Source organism: Bradyrhizobium sp. USDA3010 (assembly GCF_056429065.1).
On record NZ_JBWJZD010000051.1, the window covers coordinates 1 to 20,296 of the forward strand.

General features: G+C 61.5%; 25 protein-coding genes. 16 read left to right on the forward strand and 9 right to left on the reverse strand.

Going from position 1 to position 20,296, the window contains the following annotated elements; translation table 11 throughout:
* Positions 1-248: 248 nt before the first annotated feature.
* Together AC066Y_RS38920 and AC066Y_RS38925 are read left to right on the forward strand one after the other, a co-directional pair.
* Complete coding sequence (locus AC066Y_RS38920) at positions 249-1,625, forward strand: hypothetical protein (protein WP_478278481.1); 1,377 nt, start codon at positions 249-251, stop codon at positions 1,623-1,625.
* Positions 1,622-1,951: a hypothetical protein gene (locus AC066Y_RS38925; RefSeq protein ID WP_478278482.1), complete on the forward strand. Its 330-nt coding sequence runs from the start codon at positions 1,622-1,624 to the stop codon at positions 1,949-1,951. The genes AC066Y_RS38920 and AC066Y_RS38925 overlap by 4 nt, the downstream gene beginning before the upstream one ends.
* A gap of 23 nt (positions 1,952-1,974) precedes the next feature.
* Here the strand turns inward: AC066Y_RS38925 and AC066Y_RS38930 are convergent, their stop codons facing one another.
* From AC066Y_RS38930 to AC066Y_RS38950, 5 genes are all read right to left on the reverse strand, one after another.
* Positions 1,975-2,565 (reverse strand): restriction endonuclease, encoded by a 591-nt coding sequence (locus AC066Y_RS38930; RefSeq protein WP_478278483.1) that lies wholly within the window; start codon positions 2,563-2,565, stop codon positions 1,975-1,977.
* Positions 2,566-2,614: 49 nt separating this feature from the next.
* Entirely contained in the window at positions 2,615-3,031 is a 417-nt protein-coding gene (locus AC066Y_RS38935) for a hypothetical protein (RefSeq protein WP_478278484.1), read from the reverse strand.
* 440 nt (positions 3,032-3,471) lie between these two features.
* The gene (locus AC066Y_RS38940; RefSeq protein WP_478278485.1) at positions 3,472-4,062 is read right to left on the reverse strand and encodes an ATP-dependent DNA ligase; all 591 of its coding nucleotides are present in this window, start codon (positions 4,060-4,062) and stop codon (positions 3,472-3,474) included.
* Between the two features lie 604 nt (positions 4,063-4,666).
* A complete protein-coding gene (locus AC066Y_RS38945) occupies positions 4,667-4,870 on the reverse strand; it encodes a hypothetical protein (RefSeq protein WP_478278486.1) in 204 nt (67 codons plus the stop codon).
* Complete coding sequence (locus AC066Y_RS38950; protein WP_478278487.1) at positions 4,870-5,190, reverse strand: hypothetical protein; 321 nt, start codon at positions 5,188-5,190, stop codon at positions 4,870-4,872. The genes AC066Y_RS38945 and AC066Y_RS38950 overlap by 1 nt, the downstream gene beginning before the upstream one ends.
* An 81-nt stretch (positions 5,191-5,271) precedes the next feature.
* Here AC066Y_RS38950 and AC066Y_RS38955 point away from each other — a divergent pair, with 81 nt between their 5' ends.
* From AC066Y_RS38955 to AC066Y_RS38970, 4 genes are all read left to right on the forward strand, one after another.
* On the forward strand, positions 5,272-5,781 hold the full coding sequence (locus AC066Y_RS38955; protein ID WP_478278488.1) for a hypothetical protein: 510 nt from the start codon (positions 5,272-5,274) through the stop codon (positions 5,779-5,781).
* A 39-nt stretch (positions 5,782-5,820) separates the two neighbouring features.
* Positions 5,821-5,970, forward strand: a complete 150-nt coding sequence (locus AC066Y_RS38960; protein WP_453967475.1) for a hypothetical protein — start codon at positions 5,821-5,823, stop codon at positions 5,968-5,970.
* A 198-nt stretch (positions 5,971-6,168) separates the two neighbouring features.
* Positions 6,169-6,900, forward strand: a complete 732-nt coding sequence (locus AC066Y_RS38965) for a hypothetical protein (RefSeq protein ID WP_478278489.1) — start codon at positions 6,169-6,171, stop codon at positions 6,898-6,900.
* A gap of 7 nt (positions 6,901-6,907) precedes the next feature.
* The gene (locus AC066Y_RS38970; RefSeq protein ID WP_478278490.1) at positions 6,908-7,276 is read left to right on the forward strand and encodes a hypothetical protein; all 369 of its coding nucleotides are present in this window, start codon (positions 6,908-6,910) and stop codon (positions 7,274-7,276) included.
* Between the two features lie 5 nt (positions 7,277-7,281).
* Here AC066Y_RS38970 and AC066Y_RS38975 read toward each other — a convergent pair whose 3' ends face one another.
* Positions 7,282-7,935 carry a hypothetical protein gene (locus tag AC066Y_RS38975; RefSeq protein WP_478278491.1) on the reverse strand — a complete coding sequence of 218 codons (654 nt, stop codon included), beginning with the start codon at positions 7,933-7,935 and terminating at the stop codon, positions 7,282-7,284.
* A gap of 86 nt (positions 7,936-8,021) precedes the next feature.
* Positions 8,022-8,198 carry a hypothetical protein gene (locus AC066Y_RS38980; RefSeq protein ID WP_171947770.1) on the reverse strand — a complete coding sequence of 59 codons (177 nt, stop codon included), beginning with the start codon at positions 8,196-8,198 and terminating at the stop codon, positions 8,022-8,024.
* Positions 8,199-8,482: 284 nt separating this feature from the next.
* Here AC066Y_RS38980 and AC066Y_RS38985 point away from each other — a divergent pair, with 284 nt between their 5' ends.
* The 5 genes from AC066Y_RS38985 (at position 8,483) to AC066Y_RS39005 (ending at position 11,901) form a co-directional block, all read left to right on the forward strand.
* Complete coding sequence (locus tag AC066Y_RS38985) at positions 8,483-8,929, forward strand: twin-arginine translocation signal domain-containing protein (RefSeq protein WP_478278492.1); 447 nt, start codon at positions 8,483-8,485, stop codon at positions 8,927-8,929.
* Positions 8,926-9,504: a hypothetical protein gene (locus tag AC066Y_RS38990; RefSeq protein ID WP_478278493.1), complete on the forward strand. Its 579-nt coding sequence runs from the start codon at positions 8,926-8,928 to the stop codon at positions 9,502-9,504. Before AC066Y_RS38985 ends, AC066Y_RS38990 begins: the two co-directional genes overlap by 4 nt.
* Positions 9,501-9,779: a hypothetical protein gene (locus tag AC066Y_RS38995; RefSeq protein WP_478278494.1), complete on the forward strand. Its 279-nt coding sequence runs from the start codon at positions 9,501-9,503 to the stop codon at positions 9,777-9,779. The genes AC066Y_RS38990 and AC066Y_RS38995 overlap by 4 nt, the downstream gene beginning before the upstream one ends.
* A 257-nt stretch (positions 9,780-10,036) precedes the next feature.
* Entirely contained in the window at positions 10,037-10,240 is a 204-nt protein-coding gene (locus tag AC066Y_RS39000; RefSeq protein WP_478278495.1) for a cold-shock protein, read from the forward strand.
* A gap of 1,229 nt (positions 10,241-11,469) precedes the next feature.
* Positions 11,470-11,901, forward strand: a complete 432-nt coding sequence (locus AC066Y_RS39005) for an arsenate reductase/protein-tyrosine-phosphatase family protein (protein WP_478278496.1) — start codon at positions 11,470-11,472, stop codon at positions 11,899-11,901.
* Here the strand turns inward: AC066Y_RS39005 and AC066Y_RS39010 are convergent.
* Positions 11,894-12,328 carry an NUDIX domain-containing protein gene (locus AC066Y_RS39010; protein WP_478278497.1) on the reverse strand — a complete coding sequence of 145 codons (435 nt, stop codon included), beginning with the start codon at positions 12,326-12,328 and terminating at the stop codon, positions 11,894-11,896. The genes AC066Y_RS39005 and AC066Y_RS39010 overlap by 8 nt on opposite strands.
* Before the next feature lie 859 nt (positions 12,329-13,187).
* On the opposite strand from AC066Y_RS39010, the gene AC066Y_RS39015 reads away from it, so the two are divergent.
* Entirely contained in the window at positions 13,188-14,120 is a 933-nt protein-coding gene (locus AC066Y_RS39015) for a septal ring lytic transglycosylase RlpA family protein (protein WP_478278498.1), read from the forward strand.
* A gap of 33 nt (positions 14,121-14,153) precedes the next feature.
* Here AC066Y_RS39015 and AC066Y_RS39020 read toward each other — a convergent pair whose 3' ends face one another.
* Complete coding sequence (locus AC066Y_RS39020) at positions 14,154-15,089, reverse strand: alpha/beta fold hydrolase (RefSeq protein ID WP_478278499.1); 936 nt, start codon at positions 15,087-15,089, stop codon at positions 14,154-14,156.
* A 162-nt stretch (positions 15,090-15,251) separates the two neighbouring features.
* On the opposite strand from AC066Y_RS39020, the gene AC066Y_RS39025 reads away from it, so the two are divergent.
* The 4 genes from AC066Y_RS39025 to metG all read left to right on the forward strand — a co-directional run bounded on the left by AC066Y_RS39025 (position 15,252) and on the right by metG (position 20,294).
* Positions 15,252-16,511, forward strand: coding sequence for a D-alanyl-D-alanine carboxypeptidase family protein (locus tag AC066Y_RS39025; protein ID WP_478278500.1), 1,260 nt, complete (start codon positions 15,252-15,254; stop codon positions 16,509-16,511).
* Position 16,512: 1 nt separating this feature from the next.
* Positions 16,513-17,199, forward strand: a complete 687-nt coding sequence (gene tmk, locus AC066Y_RS39030) for a dTMP kinase (RefSeq protein WP_478278501.1) — start codon at positions 16,513-16,515, stop codon at positions 17,197-17,199.
* Positions 17,196-18,236 (forward strand): DNA polymerase III subunit delta', encoded by a 1,041-nt coding sequence (locus AC066Y_RS39035; protein WP_478278502.1) that lies wholly within the window; start codon positions 17,196-17,198, stop codon positions 18,234-18,236. Before tmk ends, AC066Y_RS39035 begins: the two co-directional genes overlap by 4 nt.
* A 120-nt stretch (positions 18,237-18,356) precedes the next feature.
* A complete protein-coding gene (gene metG / locus AC066Y_RS39040) occupies positions 18,357-20,294 on the forward strand; it encodes a methionine--tRNA ligase (protein WP_478278503.1) in 1,938 nt (645 codons plus the stop codon).
* Positions 20,295-20,296 lie beyond the last annotated feature (2 nt).

Consider the following 20,296-nt stretch of genomic DNA (forward strand, 5'->3'; position numbering starts at 1 on the left):
GCGTTGCAAAGTACCGGTCGTCAGGCGGTGAAAAGCCGAAGGCAATCCTGTGCGCCTCGTCAGAGCAGATGTACGGCCGCATCAATCGGGCCCAAAAGCCGCACTCTCACGAATAGGACGGGCTAGCGGGTAAGAAAGCGCAGACCGAAATTCGCTCAGCTGACTACCTCGAGCGCGAGTCAAATCTGAAGTTTACCAAGGACGATGAGGGCCGGAAGCTTTCGACCGACGTCACCTCGCTGCGCTACATGGATGCACAGCTCGAGGAAGAAAAGAAGCTTAACGAACTCAGCGACAAGCAGGTTAGCTTACTCCAAGGCATTCTGAAGACGTTGAGCGGAACAAAGAGTACCGAAAGCAGAGAGCGTCCTTCGGACAACGACACGCTGAAGGACAGCACCAGCAAGCTCGGTGACGCATCGGCCAAAACCAATGACGCCGCGGGCAAGATGGGGCAGGCGGCCGATAAGATCACGTCCGGGGCCGCACAATACGAGCAGACCGCCCGTCAGACCGGTGTTCGAACCGTTGAGGGTGACCGGCTGGCACGTGAGGCGGCTTCGTCTCCATCTTCATCTTCGTCTCCATTTTCGTCTTCATCTTCCCCCGCTTCTATTCCAGAAACTTCCCCGGGGGCAGCGACCCGGGAATCATTCCGTGCTGATCAGGCCCAATCTCTTGAAGACCTGAAGCGGGACTGGCAATCACAGCGCGCCCTTAACGAAAACATTGCTCGGCAGGGCGGATTTTCAGTCCCTAATAAATCGCCGAGCGGCGTGTCGCAGGATTACCCTCCGGCTGTTCGCGGGCATTATGATCCGAAGTCGGCTCAGTTTGTTCCCGATGTGCCCATCGACCGAGGCGCCGCAGGGATCTTTCCGTCCTCCAACGATTATGAGTTTGGCGGAGAGAAAAACCCAGCTGGCCCCTATCAGCCGGGTATCAGCACGCCGATCACGTTTCCGAAATACAACCAGGAACAGCTCAATTCTCTGCCGTTGGAATTTCCGAATGGTGTTCCGTTGCCGCAACCGCGACCAGAGGCTGATCAGCAGCAGCAAGGCGCATTGCCGGATGCATCGAAAGACGTTGCCAGCCTCGGCGACGCTGCAGAGAGTGCCGATGAAAAGTTCTCGAAGCTCGGCGACGCAATATCAAGTTTCGCGCAGAACCTGCTTGTTCCACAGCAGAAAACCGAGCAGCCGGTAACCGCCGCAACCGGTGGCTTGATCACCGGTCCCGGCACGCGGACATCGGACTCGATCCCGGCGATGCTGTCGCGAGATGAGTTTGTGGTCAATGCCGATGCCGCGCAGAAGCATCTTGGACTGCTCACCGATCTCAATGCAGGCAAGGAGATCGGCTTCAGGCATCTTGCGATTGGCGGCCCGGCCACGGACTTTGGCCATATCGGCATACAAAGCATTGGCTCGCCTTCCATTGTCGGCAATCCAAACTCTGGTCCCGATCTGTCGCATCACGGCACTGTGGATTTGATGACGGACCACGGCCAGTACCGCGTCATCGCCGACGAAGACGTCATGTCTAGCCTGAAGCGGGTGGCAAATCAGGCGAAACGTAACTCGACGGGAAAGAAACCGAGCTGGTATGGCGGCGGTCGATGAGCAATGATCGCGAGCAATTTCTGTTGCAGTGGCAAGCGCTCGGCGAGCGGCTTCTCATCTTGAAATCCATGACCGTAGCCGACCCGCGATGTCTCGCCGAATTTTTCGTTTCCGAGCGCCAGCGCAGCGGTGCGCGCGAGAAGGAAATTTCGACCTTTCGTGAAATTGGCGAGATCGCCGAGGCGGTGCAGGCCGCCATGGAAATGGTCCAGGCTGCGGCTGAGGCCGTCAAAGGCTGCACCGACTTTGCCGACCAGATCGAAGCCAGCCGGGAGCAGGCCGCGATGACGGCGCTCCAGAAGGCAACGCCGGCCGGGAACGCGTGATGCTCAAGATCGATTAAGTTCGTTTAGATACTGAGCTCAGCAAGCCATTTTTTGAGCTCAAGTCCATTCACCAATTCCAATCGGGTAGGCAAGAACGGTGCGATGGACGGATCGGTTTTGATCATCGGCGCGAAATCGGAGGTGGTTGTAATGATACCTTTCGATGCTTTTTGATCGGCTGCGAGGACGCCAAGCAATGACCGGCAGGCTTCCGCATCCACTAGTCGACCCGGCGCGTATTTCTTGACGGATCCTAGGATTTTGATTGATCCGATGCCTGCCGATGTAGCGATGATGTCTCGTCCGAAATCTCCTGATCGTGGAGTAAGAATCACCTTGTATCCTGTGCGCTCATAAGCGCCAGCCACCATCTCTTCCCACTGCGTCGGCGTCAGCTCGGATGCTAGCGTCCAATCCCGTGCGAGCATCTTGGCAATGTCCGCCCAAACCGCGGAAGTTGATTTGACCAAAATTCCCTCAGCAACCTTTTCTTCGGGAACAATTAAGCCCTGCAGAATGAGGGTGGGGATGCTCTTCGTGTGGCCGTTACTTCCGGACAAAAATTCAACGGCCAGTCCATCGTCATCCGGCGTGTTGCCGTCGGTATTGCTCAACTTTATTTCCCCCTTCGCTTTCAGCCCGGTCTCGACCAGCCGATGGCCCTCACTTCTCGCTCCGATCGACATTCGCCCAAAGGGCTGGAGTTCTAAGCGTCTCAAGCGGCCTGTGCTGTGACGGCGGAGCAGGCGGTGGGAGAGGGGCGCCGATGGCAACAGCAAACTTTGCATAATCTGAAAATCGAACAGTCGCCCCTTGCATGACAGCTTCGACCGATCCATCGGGTAGCAGCCGATAGGGAATGCCGGATAGCACTCCCCCCGCCTGGAACGGGCCTGCCGCGTGCTGAGCGGGAGCGGGAGGTGGCAAGTCTTTACGTGTCATCACCAGCACGAACAGCAGGGCAAGAAGTGGTGAGATCACGATCGACAGAAAGAACCACGCGATGCCGCTGCGCCCGCGCGCATTGGCCGCGACCGCGACGAGGATCGAAAAGCCGATCCAGAAGAGAAAGATTTCCATGTTGCCTGCCCCAAGACGAGCAGGAAGCTTCCCGCAACCAGCGGTGGAGCGCAAGCGGGGTTTTTACGGGGCCGCTGCCCTACCGCCGATAATAGCGATACGGCGGCTCGAACACGTAGGTCGAGCCGTATCGGTACGGTAGAGGATCATAGCCAATCAAATATGCTGCTCTTAGTCGATACCGCGTATATCGGGCGATGCGGGCGGGTCTGTGCCATGTGCTGCTGCACACGCAGCGTTGACGAGAGCTAAAATCGGACGTCTGACTGCGCTCTGTCTTCAGCTGATGCGCCGACGCTATGCCGGGAAAGGTGAAGAGAGCGCAAAATGCGAGAACTGTCAGCGGCCGATTCATATGATTAAACCCTAAATCGCAACGTGCACCGCTGGTCCAACTACCGAGAAAGAGGCAAGTTCCAAAGGACCAGCGGCAGCCATAGTCACTCGAACTTCCGTGACATCGCCGCATGGGTCCGGTTTTTGACCTTGACCCAGTGCGAGCATCGGCCGCCCCGGTACGGTCGATCCGAGCGCTTCGACACCAGGCCCTCAAAGCCAAATTCGCATACCTTCCGAAAGAGGTCCGGGCCGATCTCACCTTGCTCGAAGTCAGAGACGAAGATGCCCTCCGGCCGCCGCGCGAGGAGTTGCTGCAGGTTCGTCTTGCGCATCGACAGCGGCAGCTCCCTCAGATCGTCGCCATCAATCGCCAGGATGTCGAAGGCGAGCATCTCGACCTCGGCATTATGCTTGCCGGAGTGCAGGGCGTTGAAGTCCGAGTAGCCATCCACGCCGCGGACGATTGCCTCGCCGTCGATCACGAACTGCTTCTGGCGGTTCTTGAGGGCGGACTCCACGATCCAAGGGAAGCGCTTGGTCCAGTCATAGCCGCCCTTGGTGATCAGCCGGACGCGCTCTCCGTCGCGCTCGAGGCGCAGGCGGTAGCCGTCGTACTTGATCTCGTGGAACCATTCGGGTCCCGCGGGCACGGTTTTTCCGACCGTCGGCAGGCAAAACTCGAATTTTGGCATCCCCAAAAGATAGGTATTCAGGGGCGACAGCGCGAATCGCTTAGACGAATTTCGCATTGTCTTGCGCGGCAGGTTTTGCAGAAAATTGCCAACGTGGGGGCGCTCGCTACACGTCCCCGGAACTACAACACCAGCCCGGCAACGGCGCTGGTGTTTTTTTTAAGCGAACGGGTCTTTCCCGGGCTGCGGCATTCTCACACACGTCCCGCTCTGAACAAGTTCGCTGTCCTCGACGATAATGCCGGGCGGCGGGTTCCATATGGAATACCTCCGCCACTGCGGGGGTTGGAAGCCGGAGGAGGTCGAGTGAACTATGAAAAAAGCGAATACTCTACGAGACCGCCGTGGTGAGGCTGCGTGCCAAGCCTGACATTCGCTGCGGGTATTTGGGCCGTCGTATTCGCGGTCCACGTCATTGCAGTGTTGATTTACTTTCGGCTCGACCGGGATAAGGGGCCTCGGGAGCGTCGCAATCCGAAATGGTTGGCAGGTCTCTGCATGTTGGCTTATGCGCCAATCTTGGTGCCACTCATGGTCCTCGGCTTCATCTTCCGATGTCTGACCGGTTGGCCGATCAAGAAACTGCTTCGGCGAAGGTCCGATGTCAAAAGCTGAACTTGAGTAGCGCGGGCTTAGTCGGCGGCGCGTGCGGGCCCTTGTTCATGGGGTCCTTGTCGATGAACGGATAGTTGATCTTCTCGATGTAGATCCCGCCGTCCTGGATGGGCACGAATGCCCGCGCGTGGTCCATGATCCTGCGGGCGGCTTTCTCGGGGTCGGAGTAGGGGCGGTCGCCAACGTGCTTCATCAGTTTTCCTCAGATCGTCCGAAGCGCCCTTTAGCCGCGTCCTGGGTGTGGTGCCAGAGTTCTATGCTCTTGGCATCGAGGCCGGCGTAGAACCTCTCCCACGCCTTCCGAAACAGCGCCTTGGCCTCTTCCAGATCCGCACCGGCTCCCGTGGCGTAGGGAGGGACGGGAAGCGGCACGGTGATGCTGTACGTCCAAAGGGGAGGGGCGCGCTCTGTCGCCAACCTGATCCGGCCGACCGTGCGGCCTTCGTGGATCACCACGAAGTCGTTCTCGAGCTTGTCGCCGGCTATGACGGTGGGGCGGAGGAAGAGGTGCATGTCTACTTTCTGGGTACTGGTCTCGCTAAGCGCGTTCCGATAGCGTGCCTGGATTGATTCCCGCAAAAGATGTTCCCCAATATGATCAAAATGCTTTCAGCGCAGAACGGTTCGTGGCCGTCTCTTTTGGCGACATGGAAGGCTCAGTGCGAGGGATACGGCCAGGACTTTGAAGAATTCGCGCCTGCGACTTTTGGCGTTCTGAGCCCCTTGGCTGTCGGAGGCCATCCTAAAGCCGAGGTCTACGGCTTCTTCGTCGGCGACCAATGCTGGGTTGTTTGTGAGGTAAATCACACTATGTTACCGGGGTATGATGGTTACGTCCTCCGGGTTAGGAACATGACCTTCGCTCCGCGGTTTGACTTTGAGGATTTGGGAGTGGATTCCTACGGGAAGGCTCTAACAGGCCTTTTTGGCGGGGTTCTCGCCCTTTCTCACGCCATCAGGAAAGCGTCCCACATCAAGTTCCACCTACGGAGCCCGGCCGATCGAACCTTTTTCCAAGCGTTAACCGAACCTTTACTGGCGATTCCGTCATTTGACACGGTCGAAGTAAAAGGTGCATGGCTATACGTAACCAAAAAGCAGTGAACGCACCCTATACCCTCTACGCAGCTGGGAGTTGCTAACATGAACCCATTTGAAAAAGCCGAATTCAGGGAAGCCCTAGAAGGTGCCTTTACGCAGGCTATCCGCAAGGTGGGCGTGCAGGCATTCAAGCGGATCTCATGGTTCGCATCCAACGAGATGATCGCCAAGGATCAAAAGCAGGCAGCTTAAAACGCGCCGCAGTCTTCAATCGCAGAACCCGCCTTCATCGGCGGGTTTTATTTTTGCAATTAATTGCAAACCTCCGTGCAGGTACCTGCACGGCTACGACCGTTGGCTCGTCGCCAAATCACCGAACGCAGCCTACCACCTTAGTGTCTTGCTTAAGGGCGCCCGTCGCGGGAGGATCAACCATCCGGGGAGGGCAGAATGCCGGACTTCACAGTCATCGATGGCGACGGTCCCGAGAAGGAAGAGCGCGAGAAGCAGCGCGCTCGGGACTGGGCCAAGGGCGAGGTAGAGCGGGCGTTGTCTGGCTTCTCAGCTGCATTGCTTCGCACGATGGCCGGCAGCGAAACCGAGTCAATCTACCTCATGCGGCGCCTTGTCGATTTCCTCGATGCACTTAAAAAATTCCACGACGAGATGGGGCGAGGGGTGACCGTCGACGAGTTGCAAGAAATACTTCGCGTGCCCACGACAGAGCCTGACTATTCTGACGATGAGTGGCGTCACCGTACATGGCTACGCGAACACGGGATGGACGTGATTGTCAAAGGAGCCCTGCGCTTGGCGGCGCACAAGATCCTCGGCGAAGAACCGCACTTCGGAGGGAAGTACTCCGAGGATGTTATTCAGGACGGCATCAAGACCCTGGAGGAATTGAAGCGGCCGCCAAAACCGCGCCCTTCGTTGGGGAAAGGACTTTCCAAGTGGGATGACGTTGTAGACTTGGGGCCTTCGAAGGCTAGCGGTGTCTCCAAACAAGCCGTAGGCCAGCCCGTAGAAAGTGCCAAATCGGCAGGCCCGCGCAACCGCCGAGCAGACGAGGCATTCAGCGAAGGCGACCTCAAAGAGTTACGGAAGGCGATCAAGGCGAGGGACGATAAGAGGATTGCAGAACTCACCGCGAAGATTGGGCGGCGTCCGATCAAGGAGTAGACCAGCCATGTCCGCGTTTCTCGTTCGCACAGTTGACGAACACGACCTTGTCGGCTTCTTCGTGGCCGAGGATCTGGATGAGCTTATCGACCTGATCGATGAAGGGACTGACCCCGGCGTATGCGAGTATTTGGAGCTGCCTTCGGGAGGCATCTATTGGGACAGCACAGCCGTCGCCATACCGATCGAGTCAGACGAGAATGATCAGCCGAAAGCGGACATTCCGTGGTCCAAAGCTTCCTTGACCTGGAATTGGTGTGGACCGATTTTTGCCAAGAACGAGGACGAGCAGGCGTGGCTTCCGCTGTTTCCCGATGAGGAACATTCGACCAGACAGAGTAAGGCGTGCGTCATGCCGCTAAGGCCGAAAACGTAGGTCATTTAGCTTTTGGGAGACCGGACCTGATCAGCAGCGGACGGGGTGTTACTTGACAGTTTTCTGTTCAGAACGGCAATCATTTCGCAAACGTCGATGACGTGTTGCCTCAGTTCGATAAATCCATCAGCAAATTTGCAAATTTCGCGGGCATTGAAATTGTAAGCTGGCGGTCCGAGCGTTGGCCACTTTCGAGTGTTCGATTCTGAAGGATATAAAAGATACGTGCAGGGGCCGGTTTGCGTCTCGCTCTCCGGATCGGGATCGTCTGCTTCTCGCACGGCACCATGAGCGACATCGTTGCGCCGGTCAGACCAACCACGGTACGCTTTGAGCGCCTCGGTGACCGCCTCAACGGCGGTCGTGACCGGTTCGGTCGGCTCGTCAAACAAGATTAGATTTTCAAAGAAAGCGCTTGATGCAAGATCGAGCATTTGAGCACGCATTTTAGCGCCGCTGACTGCGCCGAAGGCGCGAATGGCTGGACCGAAATGAACTTGATCGGCACTTCCTGTAAGGTGTGCGAATAGGCCAGCGATATCAGCCTCGAGTTCTTCCCAAGCCGTGAGAGCTGCGCCAACGGCAACGTAGATTTCTTGCTTCGTGTCGTCTCCACCACGGAAAGCGTAGGTAGAGGGTCGATCCCAAGCCGCTGGCACGACGCTATTTCCCTTTCGCCTTTAACCCGATCTCGACCAGCCGGCGGATGGCCTCCGGGCCGGCAAGTATTAAATATTGGCGCCGCTCAATAAGTCAGTACAAGCAGGCGCTGTACAATCGCGCCTAAGCAAACGAGCACCACCAGCAACTTGAGAAGGTTCGCTAATCGGCCGTCTTGCGCAAACCTGTCGATTGCCCAGAAGCAGATCGCCCCAACAACAACAATGATCAGAATTCCAATTAAGAGCGGAATGATAGCCACGGCTTCATTTTCCTTTCGCCTTTAGCCCGATTTCGACCAACCGAACTATCGCTGGCGAGCGGGCTGGTGTGTCGTCCTGTCGAGCAGCCCAGGTCTCAACGGCATCAAGCACATCTTTTGGAATGCGGATCGTGACAGCTGGGTCGCGTCCCGTGGCGGGACGGCCGCGTCTTTTTTGGTGTACCGGAATTGACTTCGCCATAATTACGGTGTACCAAAAAAGCAGGCCGGACGGAAGCGGTAACTTCCGAGCCGGCCCTAACCAGCAACACGGAGTCGCTTCCATGTCACAGGCTAAGACCACAAATACCACATCGCGACGGCGTTTCCTCGCCGGGACGGCGGCTGCCGCCGCCTTGGCTGGTGCCGGCGCGCCCGCCGCAGGCGCACAGCAGCACGCCGACGCCAAATTAATCGATCTCGGAACGCAACTGGACGCTTTCGTCCAGCGGTACAAGATATCCGTTGCAGTATGGAAGCCATGCGAGGAGGAGGTCGCGTCGGCGCCCCTGCATGAACACCCCGACGACATCATTGACGAGTCGGAGGCGACGTGCCGGGCAATCCTTGCCATACCTGCGAGCACGATAGCCGGGCTTGCGGTGAAAGCCCGTCTCGCTCAGTTCGGCGCGAGCTCCTACTGGGACACCAGCGATGCCGATGCCGACTGGGAGCATCTGCTGATGAGGCGGCTGGTCGACGACGTGATCCGAATGGGGGTGTCAGCATGAGCACCGCTGCTTCCCGCCGTCAATTCCTCGCCCGGACCGCCGCGGCCGCCTTGGCCGGGACCCCCGTAATGGCCGTCGCCGCCGAGCAGGACGATCCCGTCTTCGCTCTGATCGAGGCTCACCGCGCGGCCGCAAAGGCATACTCCGATGCCACGGCCGAATACTGCCGGCGAGAGAAGATGCTGATCGAAGAGGGCATTGGGACTCGCCCCTTCGTGGCAATTGCGTGGGACGAGGCCACGCCTCGCATTGCCTACAGTCATGAGCAGATCGACGCCTACCCACTGGCGTCGGATCTGCAGCGCCAGAGGGCGCATGACGCCCTTGACGACGCGTTCGCGCGGCACGGCGAAATCTGGGGAGACGCTGATGACGTCAGCGGTGCCACTGGCGATGCTGCCTCGAAGGCTCTCGACCAGCTTCTGTGGACGACGCCAGCGACGATGGGCGGCCTTCGCGCGCTGATCACCTACCTTGTCGAGGAGACCGAAGACATCGATATTCAACTCCGAGGTAATTGCCGGATCGAGGCGATGCTGTTCACGATCCAGGACGCGCTCAGGGGGCAGGCATGAGCACCGCAACCCGCCGGCGCGCGCCGCAGTGCCTCGCCACCACCATCCGCAAAGTCGAGCCCATGGGGTCCGGAATGGTCCGGCTGTTCTTCGCGGTCGAGAATGCCGGCAGCTGGGAAGACAGGGCGGTGATCGAGATGCCCTGCGGTTCGGTCGCAGGCAACTTCGCCTTTGCGGTCGACGCCGTGCGGGCGATCGAGCAGGCGAATGGGGAGGAGAGCCAGTCCGATCTCGTCCCGGTGGCGGCCATACCGTATCGAGGAGCGGTTAACTGAACCCCGGGCATGCCGCGGTGAGCTGACAGAAAAGTACGCCGCCGGGCCCGAAATGGTTTGTCCCGGCGGCGGCCTGCTATTTTCCAGCCTGGGGCCCTGAAATCCCAGTACCAATAGTCTAGCAAGGTCGTGGGGGAACGACTGTTGCCAGCCGCACACACAAACCTTGGAAGAGCCGAGCTCTCCGGATTTATGCGGCTTTGCGATGTCCAGCGCTAACGCTAGGCTGAAGGCCTTACTTCAATTGGAGAGACGACGTGGCTACAGGTACTGTCAAATGGTTTAATCCCACCAAGGGCTACGGGTTCATTCAGCCCGACAACGGTGGCAAGGACATATTCGTGCACATCTCGGCGGTCGAAAAGGCCGGTCTCAGCAGCCTCAATGAAGGTGCAAAGGTCAGTTACGAAGAGCGGGAAAATCGGGGCAAGACTTCCGCCGAAAACTTGCGGGTGGGCTGACGCAGACTTCAGGAACAACCGGCAGCGTCGGGAGTCATGGGAAATACCTCCCGGCTCTCACACCCACCCCCCGGTCGGGAGTTTAGAAATGGCGACCCCGGCGTGCCGCCCACACTGGGGTCGTTCTCATGAAAGTTGGCTCACAAGCAACCCGGCTTGAGCCGCATCGACCGCAAGAGACTGTCCAGCCCGTTTCCGCCACAGTCGACGGTGCGGATCGGCTTTTCGGCCTGCACGGCTTGAGGTTGTTTGCTGCTGGCGCGCCGCTTTCTCTTTTTCGAACCAGGATCGGTCGCTTCGTGCCGATGACGTGGAGCGACGACGGGAGGAGGCGGAGGCTCCAAGATGGTTTTCGTTTGCGGGGCAGGTGGCGGCGGTGCCGATGTGATCGGTGCTGGCTGTACCGCGGGAGCGCGCTCGTGGTGCTGCCGACCGTCCGCTGCTCTGGGACGAGCGAGAGCCGATCGGCTTTCTTGGCGCGCTCCGCCACTGGATACTCGACGACCGGTGCCGGCGCCGGATCTCTCGCGAGCGCTGCAACTGCACCCATGCCGGCAAAGCCAGTTATTCCCACTGCCAAAATCCGGACCCACATAATGATCCTCGACTAGCACAACAGACTGAAATACCTACGCAAACTATGGAGGATTGAGCGATGTATGCCAATAGCCTGGGTTATTCCGCTTGGCCAGCGGCGAGGCTTTTTGCCACCGGGATTGCCACCAACTGATTAGGACGCGATAAAGCGGCGCCGCCCCAACGCGCGCCAACCTTTAATGATGGGGCTAGTCCCGGGCATTTTCTTTTGGCACCGGGATTGGCACCCAACGCGACGGGACGAGCCAATATCAGCCGGTACAGGCACTCTATCGGCAGTCCACAAACACCAACAAAATAGGACGTTCGCGGACTGGTGATGACGGGGAGGGATGGCCGAAACTGTATTTCAAGACCGGTGCCTTAAACCACTCGGCCACCCTTCCGGATCATTCGGATCAGGCCCTTAGCGTAGGGCGACGCCGAACGCAACGCGAACTTGGCGAGAACACCGGAGCGAAATGGGCCGTTAGCTCGGTCCACTGGCAGCGAACCGACTGAATTGAGCGCGAGGACAACCTGGCCTTCAGCCGATGCTACGGCGCCGAGGCTGCAGCAATTGGCCGCGGGTCATCGTCGCATGCACGCACCACGGTTGACCGCGACCATCGCCGTTGGCCATCATGATGCCCATGAAGCACGTCCTCTTCCTTTGCACCGGCAACTACTACCGCAGTCGATACGCAGAGGAGCTGTTCAATCATCTTGCGCGCGGCGAAAACCTGCCGTGGCGCGCCTTCTCGCGAGGCGCTGCCGAACGGGGCTCGCCCGACAATGTCGGCGCCATGTCGGTGTTTGCCGACGACCGGCTTCGCGCCAACGGCATCGTTCCGGAGGGCGCGGCGCGCGATCCGCAGCCATGTTCATTGGCTGATTTCGACGACGTGGACCTGGTGATCGCGCTCAAGGAGGCCGAGCATCGTCCGCTGATCGAGCGGCGGTTCCCCGAGGTCGCCGACAAGGTGACCTACTGGCATGTGCACGACATCGACGTTGCCCATCCCGCGGATGCGCTGCCGATGATCGACGAGCTCGTCCGCGAGCTGGTTTCATCGCTCAGGTGACCGGTTCGCGCTTCAGGAAGATCGCGAGCGCATATTCCGCCGGCCGTGCGAGCCTGCCGCTGATGCGTTCGAGGTCATCAACGGCGACGATCTCGAGGCGGCCTTCAGTGACCTTCAACCGGTCGATCGGCACGTCCCGCGCAAGGAACACCTCGCCGCGAAGGCTGCCGCCCGGCGTGGAATAATCCGGTCCGAAATAACGACCGATCAGCTCAAAACGTTCGGGCGGAAGGTAGTAGCCAATCTCCTCGTGGATTTCGCGCACCACGCATTCCAGGAAGGACTCGGTGCCCTCCCGCCGCCCGCCGAACAGGCTGATCTTGCCGGGATCGGAAACCTGAGGAAGGTCGTCGCGCAGTTGCATCAGCAACCGGCCATCCGTGCTGACCAGCAGCGCAGACGTTCCCTCTCTTGCTCCGCCGGTCATTCGCGAATCCTCTCGCTGGGAAGACGGAGGATGCGTCAGGACCGGGTCTGGGAGAAGACGGCGGAACTGCCGTGCAGATCATAGCAGCCGAGCACGTGTCTGGGTTGGTATCGCCGGCACTCTAAGGCTAAAGCCGGGGTTCGGGCGGCGAGAAATCAGGTGAGGGTAGCCGACGCTTGTCGCATGGGCGCAGACCGGCGCCCAGGGCATCACGTGTTCAGCCGAAAGCGAAGGCCAGCAGGCTGGAGCACAGCAGCACGAGGCTTGCTGCGGTCAGGGTTAGAAATCCGTCGGAGACCAAATCGTGACTACGCATGATACACCTGCTTTCTATCGATGCTCATCCGAATTGATTAAAGCTTTCCGAACATTCGCTCCTGGAAAGAGGTGACGCGTCTTTCCGCCTTCAACGGACTGTCAGGCCCGGTACCGATAGCCTTCCACGGCGTGCGCCAAGAAGATCGCCGCACTCACCAGGCCCATCACCGCTGTAACCGTCTCGATCATCGCAAACTTCCTTTGCGCCCCACGTCCGAGAGAAAACGATTGCAGCCTTGCACAGTCAAAAAGATTCAATTGTTGGAATTGAAGATGCCCCCCGACTGATGATTTGCTGCAACAGTGTGTCTGATAGCGGGACAGGCGAGGGCGTTCTGCGCGGGCCGCGGTCCGTAGAAGGACGGAGGAAACGCAACGGTCCATTCACCAAGGCGCCACCGCCCGGCGGCTCTCCCCATTTCCGCCGTGTTCCGGTTGCGATATCTTCACCATCCGGTGCGGAGGTGGGCCGCACAGTGACAGAATCGATCCCGACGTCTCGAAGTAGGCGCGGGTCCGGGCAGAATGGTACTTGGGGCAGATGGGGATTAGACGGCCAGATTCGATGATCCGGACGGCGCGCGGCGCCGTTGCGGTGGCCACGTGCCTCGTCCTCGCCAATTGTGCCTCCTCGAACCAGTTCGCCAGCCGGGTGGATCCCAAATACGGCGTGTCCTCGAGCCCGCGTGTGGTGGCGCTCGGCGACCCCGTGCCGAAGGGCGGCGGCACCTACCGCATCGGCAAACCCTATGTCGTCGCCGGCCGCACCTATGTGCCGGAAGAGAACGAGAACTACCGCGCCGAGGGCATGGCGTCCTGGTACGGCGATGATTTCCACGGCCGCCTGACCGCCAATGGCGAGGTGTTCGACATGGGCTCGCTCACGGCCGCCCATCCGACCTTGCCAATGCCGAGCTACGCCCGCGTCACCAATCTGAGCAACGGCAAATCGCTCGTCGTTCGCGTCAACGACCGTGGTCCGTACCACGGCAATCGCCTCATCGACGTCTCGAACAAGGCCGCCGAACTGCTTGATTTCAAAGGCAACGGCGTGGCGCGCGTCCGCGTCGAATATGTCGGCCGGGCGCCGCTCGAAGGCTCCGACGACCGCCAGCTGATGGCGACCCTGCGCACCGGTACGCCGGCGCCGTCCCCGTCGATGGTCCGGGTCGCCTCGGCCCGGCCGTTCGTGCCGGAGATGTCGTCCTCGTCGGGCCGGGTCCGGGGCGATGTCCCGCTGCCCGAAGGGCGGCCCTACAGTCTTGGCAACACCCAGTCCGACTACGCCTCGGTCAGCGCCACCTCGGAAATGTCGGCCTCGAGCCGGTCGCACCGCCGCGTGCCGAACAATCCGCGCGAGGTCTCCTACGAGAGTGACGCGCGTTACGCCGCGGCTCCGAGCCCGGCGGCGGCCTATGTGCCGATCGACGCGCGTGGACCGGCCGAAGTGCTCAGCGGGCGCGGCCTCTACTGAGGCAAGCCGTTGCGAATCAAGCTTTTGGCCTGATCATTTCAGAAATGCGATCAGCGCCGCGTTGACCTCGGCCGGGCGCTCCTGCTGGATCCAGTGGCCGGCGCCCTCGATAATCAGCTTCTGCCGCAGGTTCGGCAGCACGCGCTCCATGTCCGCAACCCGCTTGGCACCGATCAGCCCGGTAATCACCGAATCGTTCGAGCCGGCGATGAACAGCGAGGGCTGATGGATCTGCGCATCCTGCCAGGGCGCGGTCAGCTCCCAATTGCGATCGAGATTGCGGTACCAGTTGAGGCCGCCGCGGAAGCCGGACTGCCGGTAGCCCTCGGCGAATTCGGCGATGTCGGCCTCGGTCAGCCAGGCCGGCAGCGGCAGTCCGGCCGGCAGCTTGCCGAGGAAGCCCTTGGCTTCGTCGACGAACATCGAGCTCGGATCGGAGACGCCGCGCCCGAGCACCAGCCGCATGGTGCGGGCGATGTCGCGCTCGAACTCGGCTTCCGCCACGCCCGGCGGCTGAAAGTACTGCCAGTAAAAATTGGTGATGCCGCCCTCGCGCAGGGTTTCCAGTGGACGGCCGCGGCCACGGAACGGCGGCGGCACGCTGAGGCCGGCGACCTTGGTGAAGATATCAGGACGGAACAGGGCCGCGTGCCAGGCGACCGGCGCGCCCCAATCGTGACCGACGATCATCGCCGTCCGCTCGCCGAGCGCGGCCACCAGCGCGACCATGTCGCCCACCGTATCGAAGATCGTGTAGGCGCCGACATCGGCCGGCGCGGTGGTCCGGCCGAACCCGCGCATGTCGGGGGCTGCGACCCGGAAGCCTGCCGCGGCGAGGGCTGCGATCTGGTGCCGCCATGAGTAGGACAGTTCCGGCCAGCCATGGCAGAGCACGACCAGTGGGCCTTGGCCGGCCTCACGCACGAACATGTCGATGCCGTTGGCGGAAATGGTGCGGGAGGATGACATTCGCGTTTCCGCCTTGTTTGCCGGTTCTGCTGTCGTTAGCTGGTTCCAAGGATACGGGCGTTCGGCGCAGCCGGCAATCCAGCCGGCCGTGTACAAGCGGCGAAACCTCAGTTGTTTGCGATACTTCCAGCTGTTAGAACGCAGTCTTTCAGGACATCGCCGATGGCAGCCCAGATCGCAATTCCCCGCACGTTGTTCGCTCGCGCCGGGCGTTCTTGGCGTGGCCTGGTCGCGGCCGCGGTCGTGCTGGCGATCGGCTGCGGCGGGGTGGTCTATGCCGCCAACAACAGCGTCCAGGGCGCCAAGAAGGAAGAAGGCGGGTTCGACGGCGACGCGCCGACCGCGATCCTGGTCGAGGCCTCCTCGGGCAGCGTGCTGTTCGAGAAAAACGCCGACGAGCTGCGCGCGCCCTCCAGCATGATGAAGCTGATGACGGCCGAGGTGGTGTTCGACGCCATCAAGAAGGGCGACATCAAGCTGACCGACGAGTACCGCATCAGCGAGAACGCCTGGCGGCGGGGCGGGGCGCCGTCCGGGACCTCCACGATGTTCGCGGCGATCAACAGCAAGGTCTCGGTCGACGATCTCCTGCACGGTGCGATCATCCCGAGCGGCAACGACGCCTGCATCGCGCTCGCCGAAGGCATCGCCGGCAACGAGCATACCTTTGCGACCGATTTCATGACCAAGCGCGCCCGCGAGCTCGGCATGACCAAGTCGACCTTCGGCAATTCCAACGGGCTGCCGGACCCGACCAACAAGATGACGGTACGGGAACTCGCGATCCTGGCGCGCCACATCATCCTGACTTACCCGGACCGGTACAAGCTGTTCGGCGAGAAGGAATTCACCTGGAACAAGATCCGCCAGCAGAACCGCAACCCGCTGCTGAACGCTTTGCCCGGCGCCGATGGCTTGAAGACCGGCTACACCAAGGAAGGCGGCTACGGCATGGTCGGCTCGGCCGTGCAGAACGACACGCGGCTGATCGTCGTGGTCAATGGCCTCGAGGATTCCGACGACCGGGCGACCGAAGCCAAGAAGATGCTGGAATGGGGGTTCCGCAGCTTCGAGACACGGGTCCTGATCGCGGCCAACCAGCCGGTCGGCTACGCCCGGGTGTTCGGCGGCGAGAGCCGCTCGGTCAAGCTGGTCAGCCCCGATCCGATCAAGGTGATGGTATCAAAGAACGGCAACGACAAGCTGCTCGCGCGCGTGATCTATAGCGGCCCGGTCAAGGCGCCGATCACCGCCGGCCAGCAGATCGGCGTCGTCCGGGTCTGGCGCGGCGGCAATGTCGCGATGGAAACGCCGGTGTTCGCGGCCGATGCCGTCGGCACGGGATCGACGATGCGCCGCGCGCTCGACGGCGCCCAGGAGCTCGTGATCGGAATGTTCCGCGCAGGGGTCGAGAAGCTCTGACATGGCGGAAGCAACAGTCCAACGGCCGAGCTTGCGCGGTCGCTTCATTACCTTTGAGGGCGGCGAGGGATCGGGGAAATCGACCCAGATCCGCAAGCTCGCCGAACGGCTCGATGTCGCCAAGCTGCGCGCGATCGTGACCCGTGAGCCCGGCGGCTCGCCCGGGGCTGAGATCATCCGCCACCTCGTGCTGTCGGGGATGGGCAAGCTGCTCGGGCCGGAAGCCGAGACGCTGCTGTTTGCCGCCGCGCGTGACGACCATGTCCGCACCGTGATCCTGCCGGCGCTCAACCAGGGCATCTGGGTGCTGTGCGATCGCTTCTTCGATTCCACGCGCGCCTATCAAGGCCAGCTCGCGCAGGTATCGCCCGGCCTCGTCAATGCCATGCAGCGCGTCACCATCGGCGATCTCAAACCCGATCTCACCTTCATCCTCGATGTGCCGGTCGAAGTCGGACTGCAGCGCGCCGCCCTGCGCCGCGGCAATGCCACGGCGGATCGCTTCGAAGCCGAGGGCATCAAGTTCCATCAGGATTTGCGCGATGCCTACCGCAGGATCGCGGCTGACGATCCACAGCGCTGCGTGCTGATCGACGCGACGGCCGATCCGGACACGGTCGCGGCGCGGATCTGGGCCGCGCTGCGCGAGCATCTGCGCGCAACGCTCACGGCAGATAGTCCCGCATGAGCGCACGCAAGGTCGAACAGGAGAACCCCGCTCGACACCCGCGCGAAACCCCCGATCTGTTCGGGCATCGCGAGGCGGAGACCGCGCTGCTCGATGCCTATCGCAGCGGACGAATTCCGCATGCCTGGCTGATCGGCGGCGCGCAGGGCGTCGGCAAGGCGACGCTGGCCTACCGCATGGCGCGGTTCGTGCTGGCGTTCCGCAATCCGAAGTCGTCCCAGGTGCAGGCGGCGCCGACGCTGCGGGTCGATCCGTCCGATCCGGTGGCGCGCCAGATCACGGCGGGCGCGCATGGCGGGCTGCTGGTGCTGGAGCGCGGCCTCAACGACCGCGGCGTGATGCGCACCGTGATCACGGTCGACGAGACCCGCGAGACCATCTCGTTCTTCGGCTCGACCGCCGCGGTCGACGGCTGGCGCGTCTGCATCGTCGACACTGTCGATGAGCTCAATCCCAACGCCGCGAATGCGCTGCTGAAAATCCTCGAGGAGCCGCCGCAGCAATCGCTGTTCCTGCTGGTCAGCCACGCGCCGTCACGGGTGTTGCCCACCATCCTGTCCCGCTGCCGCAAATTGCTGCTGCGGCCGCTGGAGACGGGCGATGTGGTCCGCGCTGCCACCGCCGCAACCGACATTGCGGCGGACGATCCCGCGCTGGCGGAAGCCGCGGCAGCGTCCGAGGGCAGTGTCGGGCGGGCGCTATCGCTGCTCGGCGGCGACGCGCTCAAGCTGCAGCAACGCACGGCCGCGCTGCTCGCAACGCTTCCGAGCGTCGATCCGCGCGAGCTGCACGCGCTGGGCGATGCGCTCGGCACCAGCGACCGCGTCGCGCTTGCCGCTTTCATCGACGGCATCGATCGCTGGATGAGCGAGCGCATGCGAACCGGCGACGTCAATGCCAATCTGCCGCGCCTTGCACGGCTGGCGGAGGTATGGGAAAAGATCGTCCGCGCCGCACGCGATACCGAAGCCTACAATCTGGAGCGCAAGCCGCTGGTTTTCTCGGTGTTTTCGATGCTCGCCGACGCGACCCGATAGACGCCAAGTCTGAGATCAATCAGTCTGACAACGCACCCGTCCGAAGACACACTCGTCCGAAAACACATCCGTCTGACAACACTCCCGACAATCTCGTTTCGATCTGCAAAGGATTCCGTGGTGGCGACCGCTAACAAGAAATCTTCGAAGAAGGCCAAGAAGACGAAGAAGGCATCGCCCGCTCGCGTGACCAGGAAAGCCACGGCGAAGTCGCGCGCTGCCAAGAAAGCGGGGCGCGTCACCAGGAAGGCGAAGAAGGCCACCAAGGCCAAGACAGGTGCCAAGAAATCGACGCCAAAGAAGGTCGCCAAAAAGGCCGTCAAGAAGGCTGCCACGACGCTCACCAAGGCTCCGCCGAACGCAGCGGCAGTCGTGGCTCCGGCTGCAAGGAAGCCCGCTGCGCCGAAAGCTCCGGCGGCCGAGAAGGCTCCGAAGGCGGCAACGGTCCGCGCGCCCAAGCAACCCAAACCCGCAGCGAAGGCTGCTGCGCGCGCGTCCGTCCCGGCACCTGCCGCGGACCGCGGCAACGCCTACTACATCACGACCGCGATCGCGTATCCGAACGGCCAGCCGCATATCGGCCACGCCTATGAGGCGATCGCGACCGATGCGCTGGCGCGCTTCCAGCGGCTCGACGGCAAGGATGTGTTCTTCCTGACCGGCACCGATGAGCACGGACAGAAGATGATCCAGACCGCGCAGGGCGAGGGGATGACGCCGCACGATCTCGCCACCCGCAACGCTGCGCGGTTCAAGGAGATGGACGAGCGGCTCAACGTCTCGTTCGACCGCTTCATCCGTACCTCCGAACCTGCTCACCACAAGTCGGTGCAGGAAATCTGGCGCCGCATGCAGGACAATGGCGACATCTATATCGACGCCTATGCCGGCTGGTACTCGGTGCGCGACGAGGCCTATTACGCCGAAGATGAGACCACGGTCGGCGAGGACAATGTCCGCCGCGGCCCGCAGGGCACGCCGGTCGAATGGGTCGAGGAGAAGAGCTATTTCTTCAAGCTGTCGGCCTATCAGGACAAGCTGCTGCACCTCTATGAGAGCCAGCCCGATTTCATCGGTCCGGATTCGCGCCGCAACGAGGTGATGAGCTTCGTGCGGGGCGGGCTGAAGGATCTCTCGATCTCGCGCACCACCTTCGACTGGGGCGTCAAGGTCCCCGGCGATTCCGAGCATGTGATGTATGTCTGGGTCGACGCACTGACCAACTACATCACCGGCGTCGGCTTTCCCGACGAGAGCGACAAGCACTGGCGCTACTGGCCGGCCGACGTGCACATCATCGGCAAGGACATCATCCGCTTCCACGCGGTGTACTGGCCGGCCTTCCTGATGTCGGCCGGCATCCCATTGCAGAGGCGCGTCTATGCGCACGGCTTCCTGTTCAACAGGGGCGAGAAGATGTCGAAGTCGGTCGGCAACGTGGTCGATCCCTTCAATCTGGCCAACCAGTACGGCGTCGATCAGGTGCGCTACTTCTTCCTGCGCGAGGTGCCGTTCGGCCAGGACGGCAACTACAACCACGAGGCCATCGTCGCGCGCATCAATGCCGACCTCGCCAATGATTTCGGCAATCTCGCGCAGCGCTCGCTGTCGATGATCGCCAAGCAACTCGGCGGCGTGCTGCCGGAGCCCGGCGAGTTCAGCGACAACGACAAGGCGATCCTGGCTCAGGCCGACGCCATGCTGGAGACGTCGCGGACCGCGATGGCGACGCAGCAGATCCATCAATGGCTCAACACGGTCTGGGCCGTGGTCGCCGAAGCCAACCGCTACTTTGCCGGTGAGGCGCCATGGGCGCTGGCCAAGACCGATCCGGCACGCCAGAAGACGGTGCTCTATGTCACCGCCGAGGTGGTGCGCCAGATCGCGATCATGGCGCAGGCCGTGATGCCGGAATCCTGCGGCAAGATGCTCGACAGCCTCGGCATATCAGCGGATGCGCGCAGCTTCGCGGCGGTCGCCGAGCGGATCAAGCCGGGCACGGTTCTACCGGCGCCGGTCGGCGTGTTTCCGCGCTATGTGGAACCGAAGACCGAGTGAGT

Coding starts and splice junctions, on each gene's coding strand:
- AC066Y_RS38920 (WP_478278481.1), top strand. CDS start 249: ATGGATGCACAGCTCGAGGAAGAAAAGAAGCTTAACGAACTCAGCGAC.
- AC066Y_RS38925 (WP_478278482.1), top strand. CDS start 1,622: ATGAGCAATGATCGCGAGCAATTTCTGTTGCAGTGGCAAGCGCTCGGC.
- AC066Y_RS38935 (WP_478278484.1), bottom strand. CDS start 3,031: ATGGAAATCTTTCTCTTCTGGATCGGCTTTTCGATCCTCGTCGCGGTC.
- AC066Y_RS38940 (WP_478278485.1), bottom strand. CDS start 4,062: ATGCCAAAATTCGAGTTTTGCCTGCCGACGGTCGGAAAAACCGTGCCC.
- AC066Y_RS38945 (WP_478278486.1), bottom strand. CDS start 4,870: ATGAAGCACGTTGGCGACCGCCCCTACTCCGACCCCGAGAAAGCCGCC.
- AC066Y_RS38950 (WP_478278487.1), bottom strand. CDS start 5,190: ATGCACCTCTTCCTCCGCCCCACCGTCATAGCCGGCGACAAGCTCGAG.
- AC066Y_RS38955 (WP_478278488.1), top strand. CDS start 5,272: ATGATCAAAATGCTTTCAGCGCAGAACGGTTCGTGGCCGTCTCTTTTG.
- AC066Y_RS38960 (WP_453967475.1), top strand. CDS start 5,821: ATGAACCCATTTGAAAAAGCCGAATTCAGGGAAGCCCTAGAAGGTGCC.
- AC066Y_RS38965 (WP_478278489.1), top strand. CDS start 6,169: ATGCCGGACTTCACAGTCATCGATGGCGACGGTCCCGAGAAGGAAGAG.
- AC066Y_RS38970 (WP_478278490.1), top strand. CDS start 6,908: ATGTCCGCGTTTCTCGTTCGCACAGTTGACGAACACGACCTTGTCGGC.
- AC066Y_RS38985 (WP_478278492.1), top strand. CDS start 8,483: ATGTCACAGGCTAAGACCACAAATACCACATCGCGACGGCGTTTCCTC.
- AC066Y_RS38990 (WP_478278493.1), top strand. CDS start 8,926: ATGAGCACCGCTGCTTCCCGCCGTCAATTCCTCGCCCGGACCGCCGCG.
- AC066Y_RS38995 (WP_478278494.1), top strand. CDS start 9,501: ATGAGCACCGCAACCCGCCGGCGCGCGCCGCAGTGCCTCGCCACCACC.
- AC066Y_RS39005 (WP_478278496.1), top strand. CDS start 11,470: ATGAAGCACGTCCTCTTCCTTTGCACCGGCAACTACTACCGCAGTCGA.
- AC066Y_RS39010 (WP_478278497.1), bottom strand. CDS start 12,328: ATGACCGGCGGAGCAAGAGAGGGAACGTCTGCGCTGCTGGTCAGCACG.
- AC066Y_RS39015 (WP_478278498.1), top strand. CDS start 13,188: ATGGGGATTAGACGGCCAGATTCGATGATCCGGACGGCGCGCGGCGCC.
- AC066Y_RS39020 (WP_478278499.1), bottom strand. CDS start 15,089: ATGTCATCCTCCCGCACCATTTCCGCCAACGGCATCGACATGTTCGTG.
- AC066Y_RS39025 (WP_478278500.1), top strand. CDS start 15,252: ATGGCAGCCCAGATCGCAATTCCCCGCACGTTGTTCGCTCGCGCCGGG.
- tmk (WP_478278501.1), top strand. CDS start 16,513: ATGGCGGAAGCAACAGTCCAACGGCCGAGCTTGCGCGGTCGCTTCATT.
- AC066Y_RS39035 (WP_478278502.1), top strand. CDS start 17,196: ATGAGCGCACGCAAGGTCGAACAGGAGAACCCCGCTCGACACCCGCGC.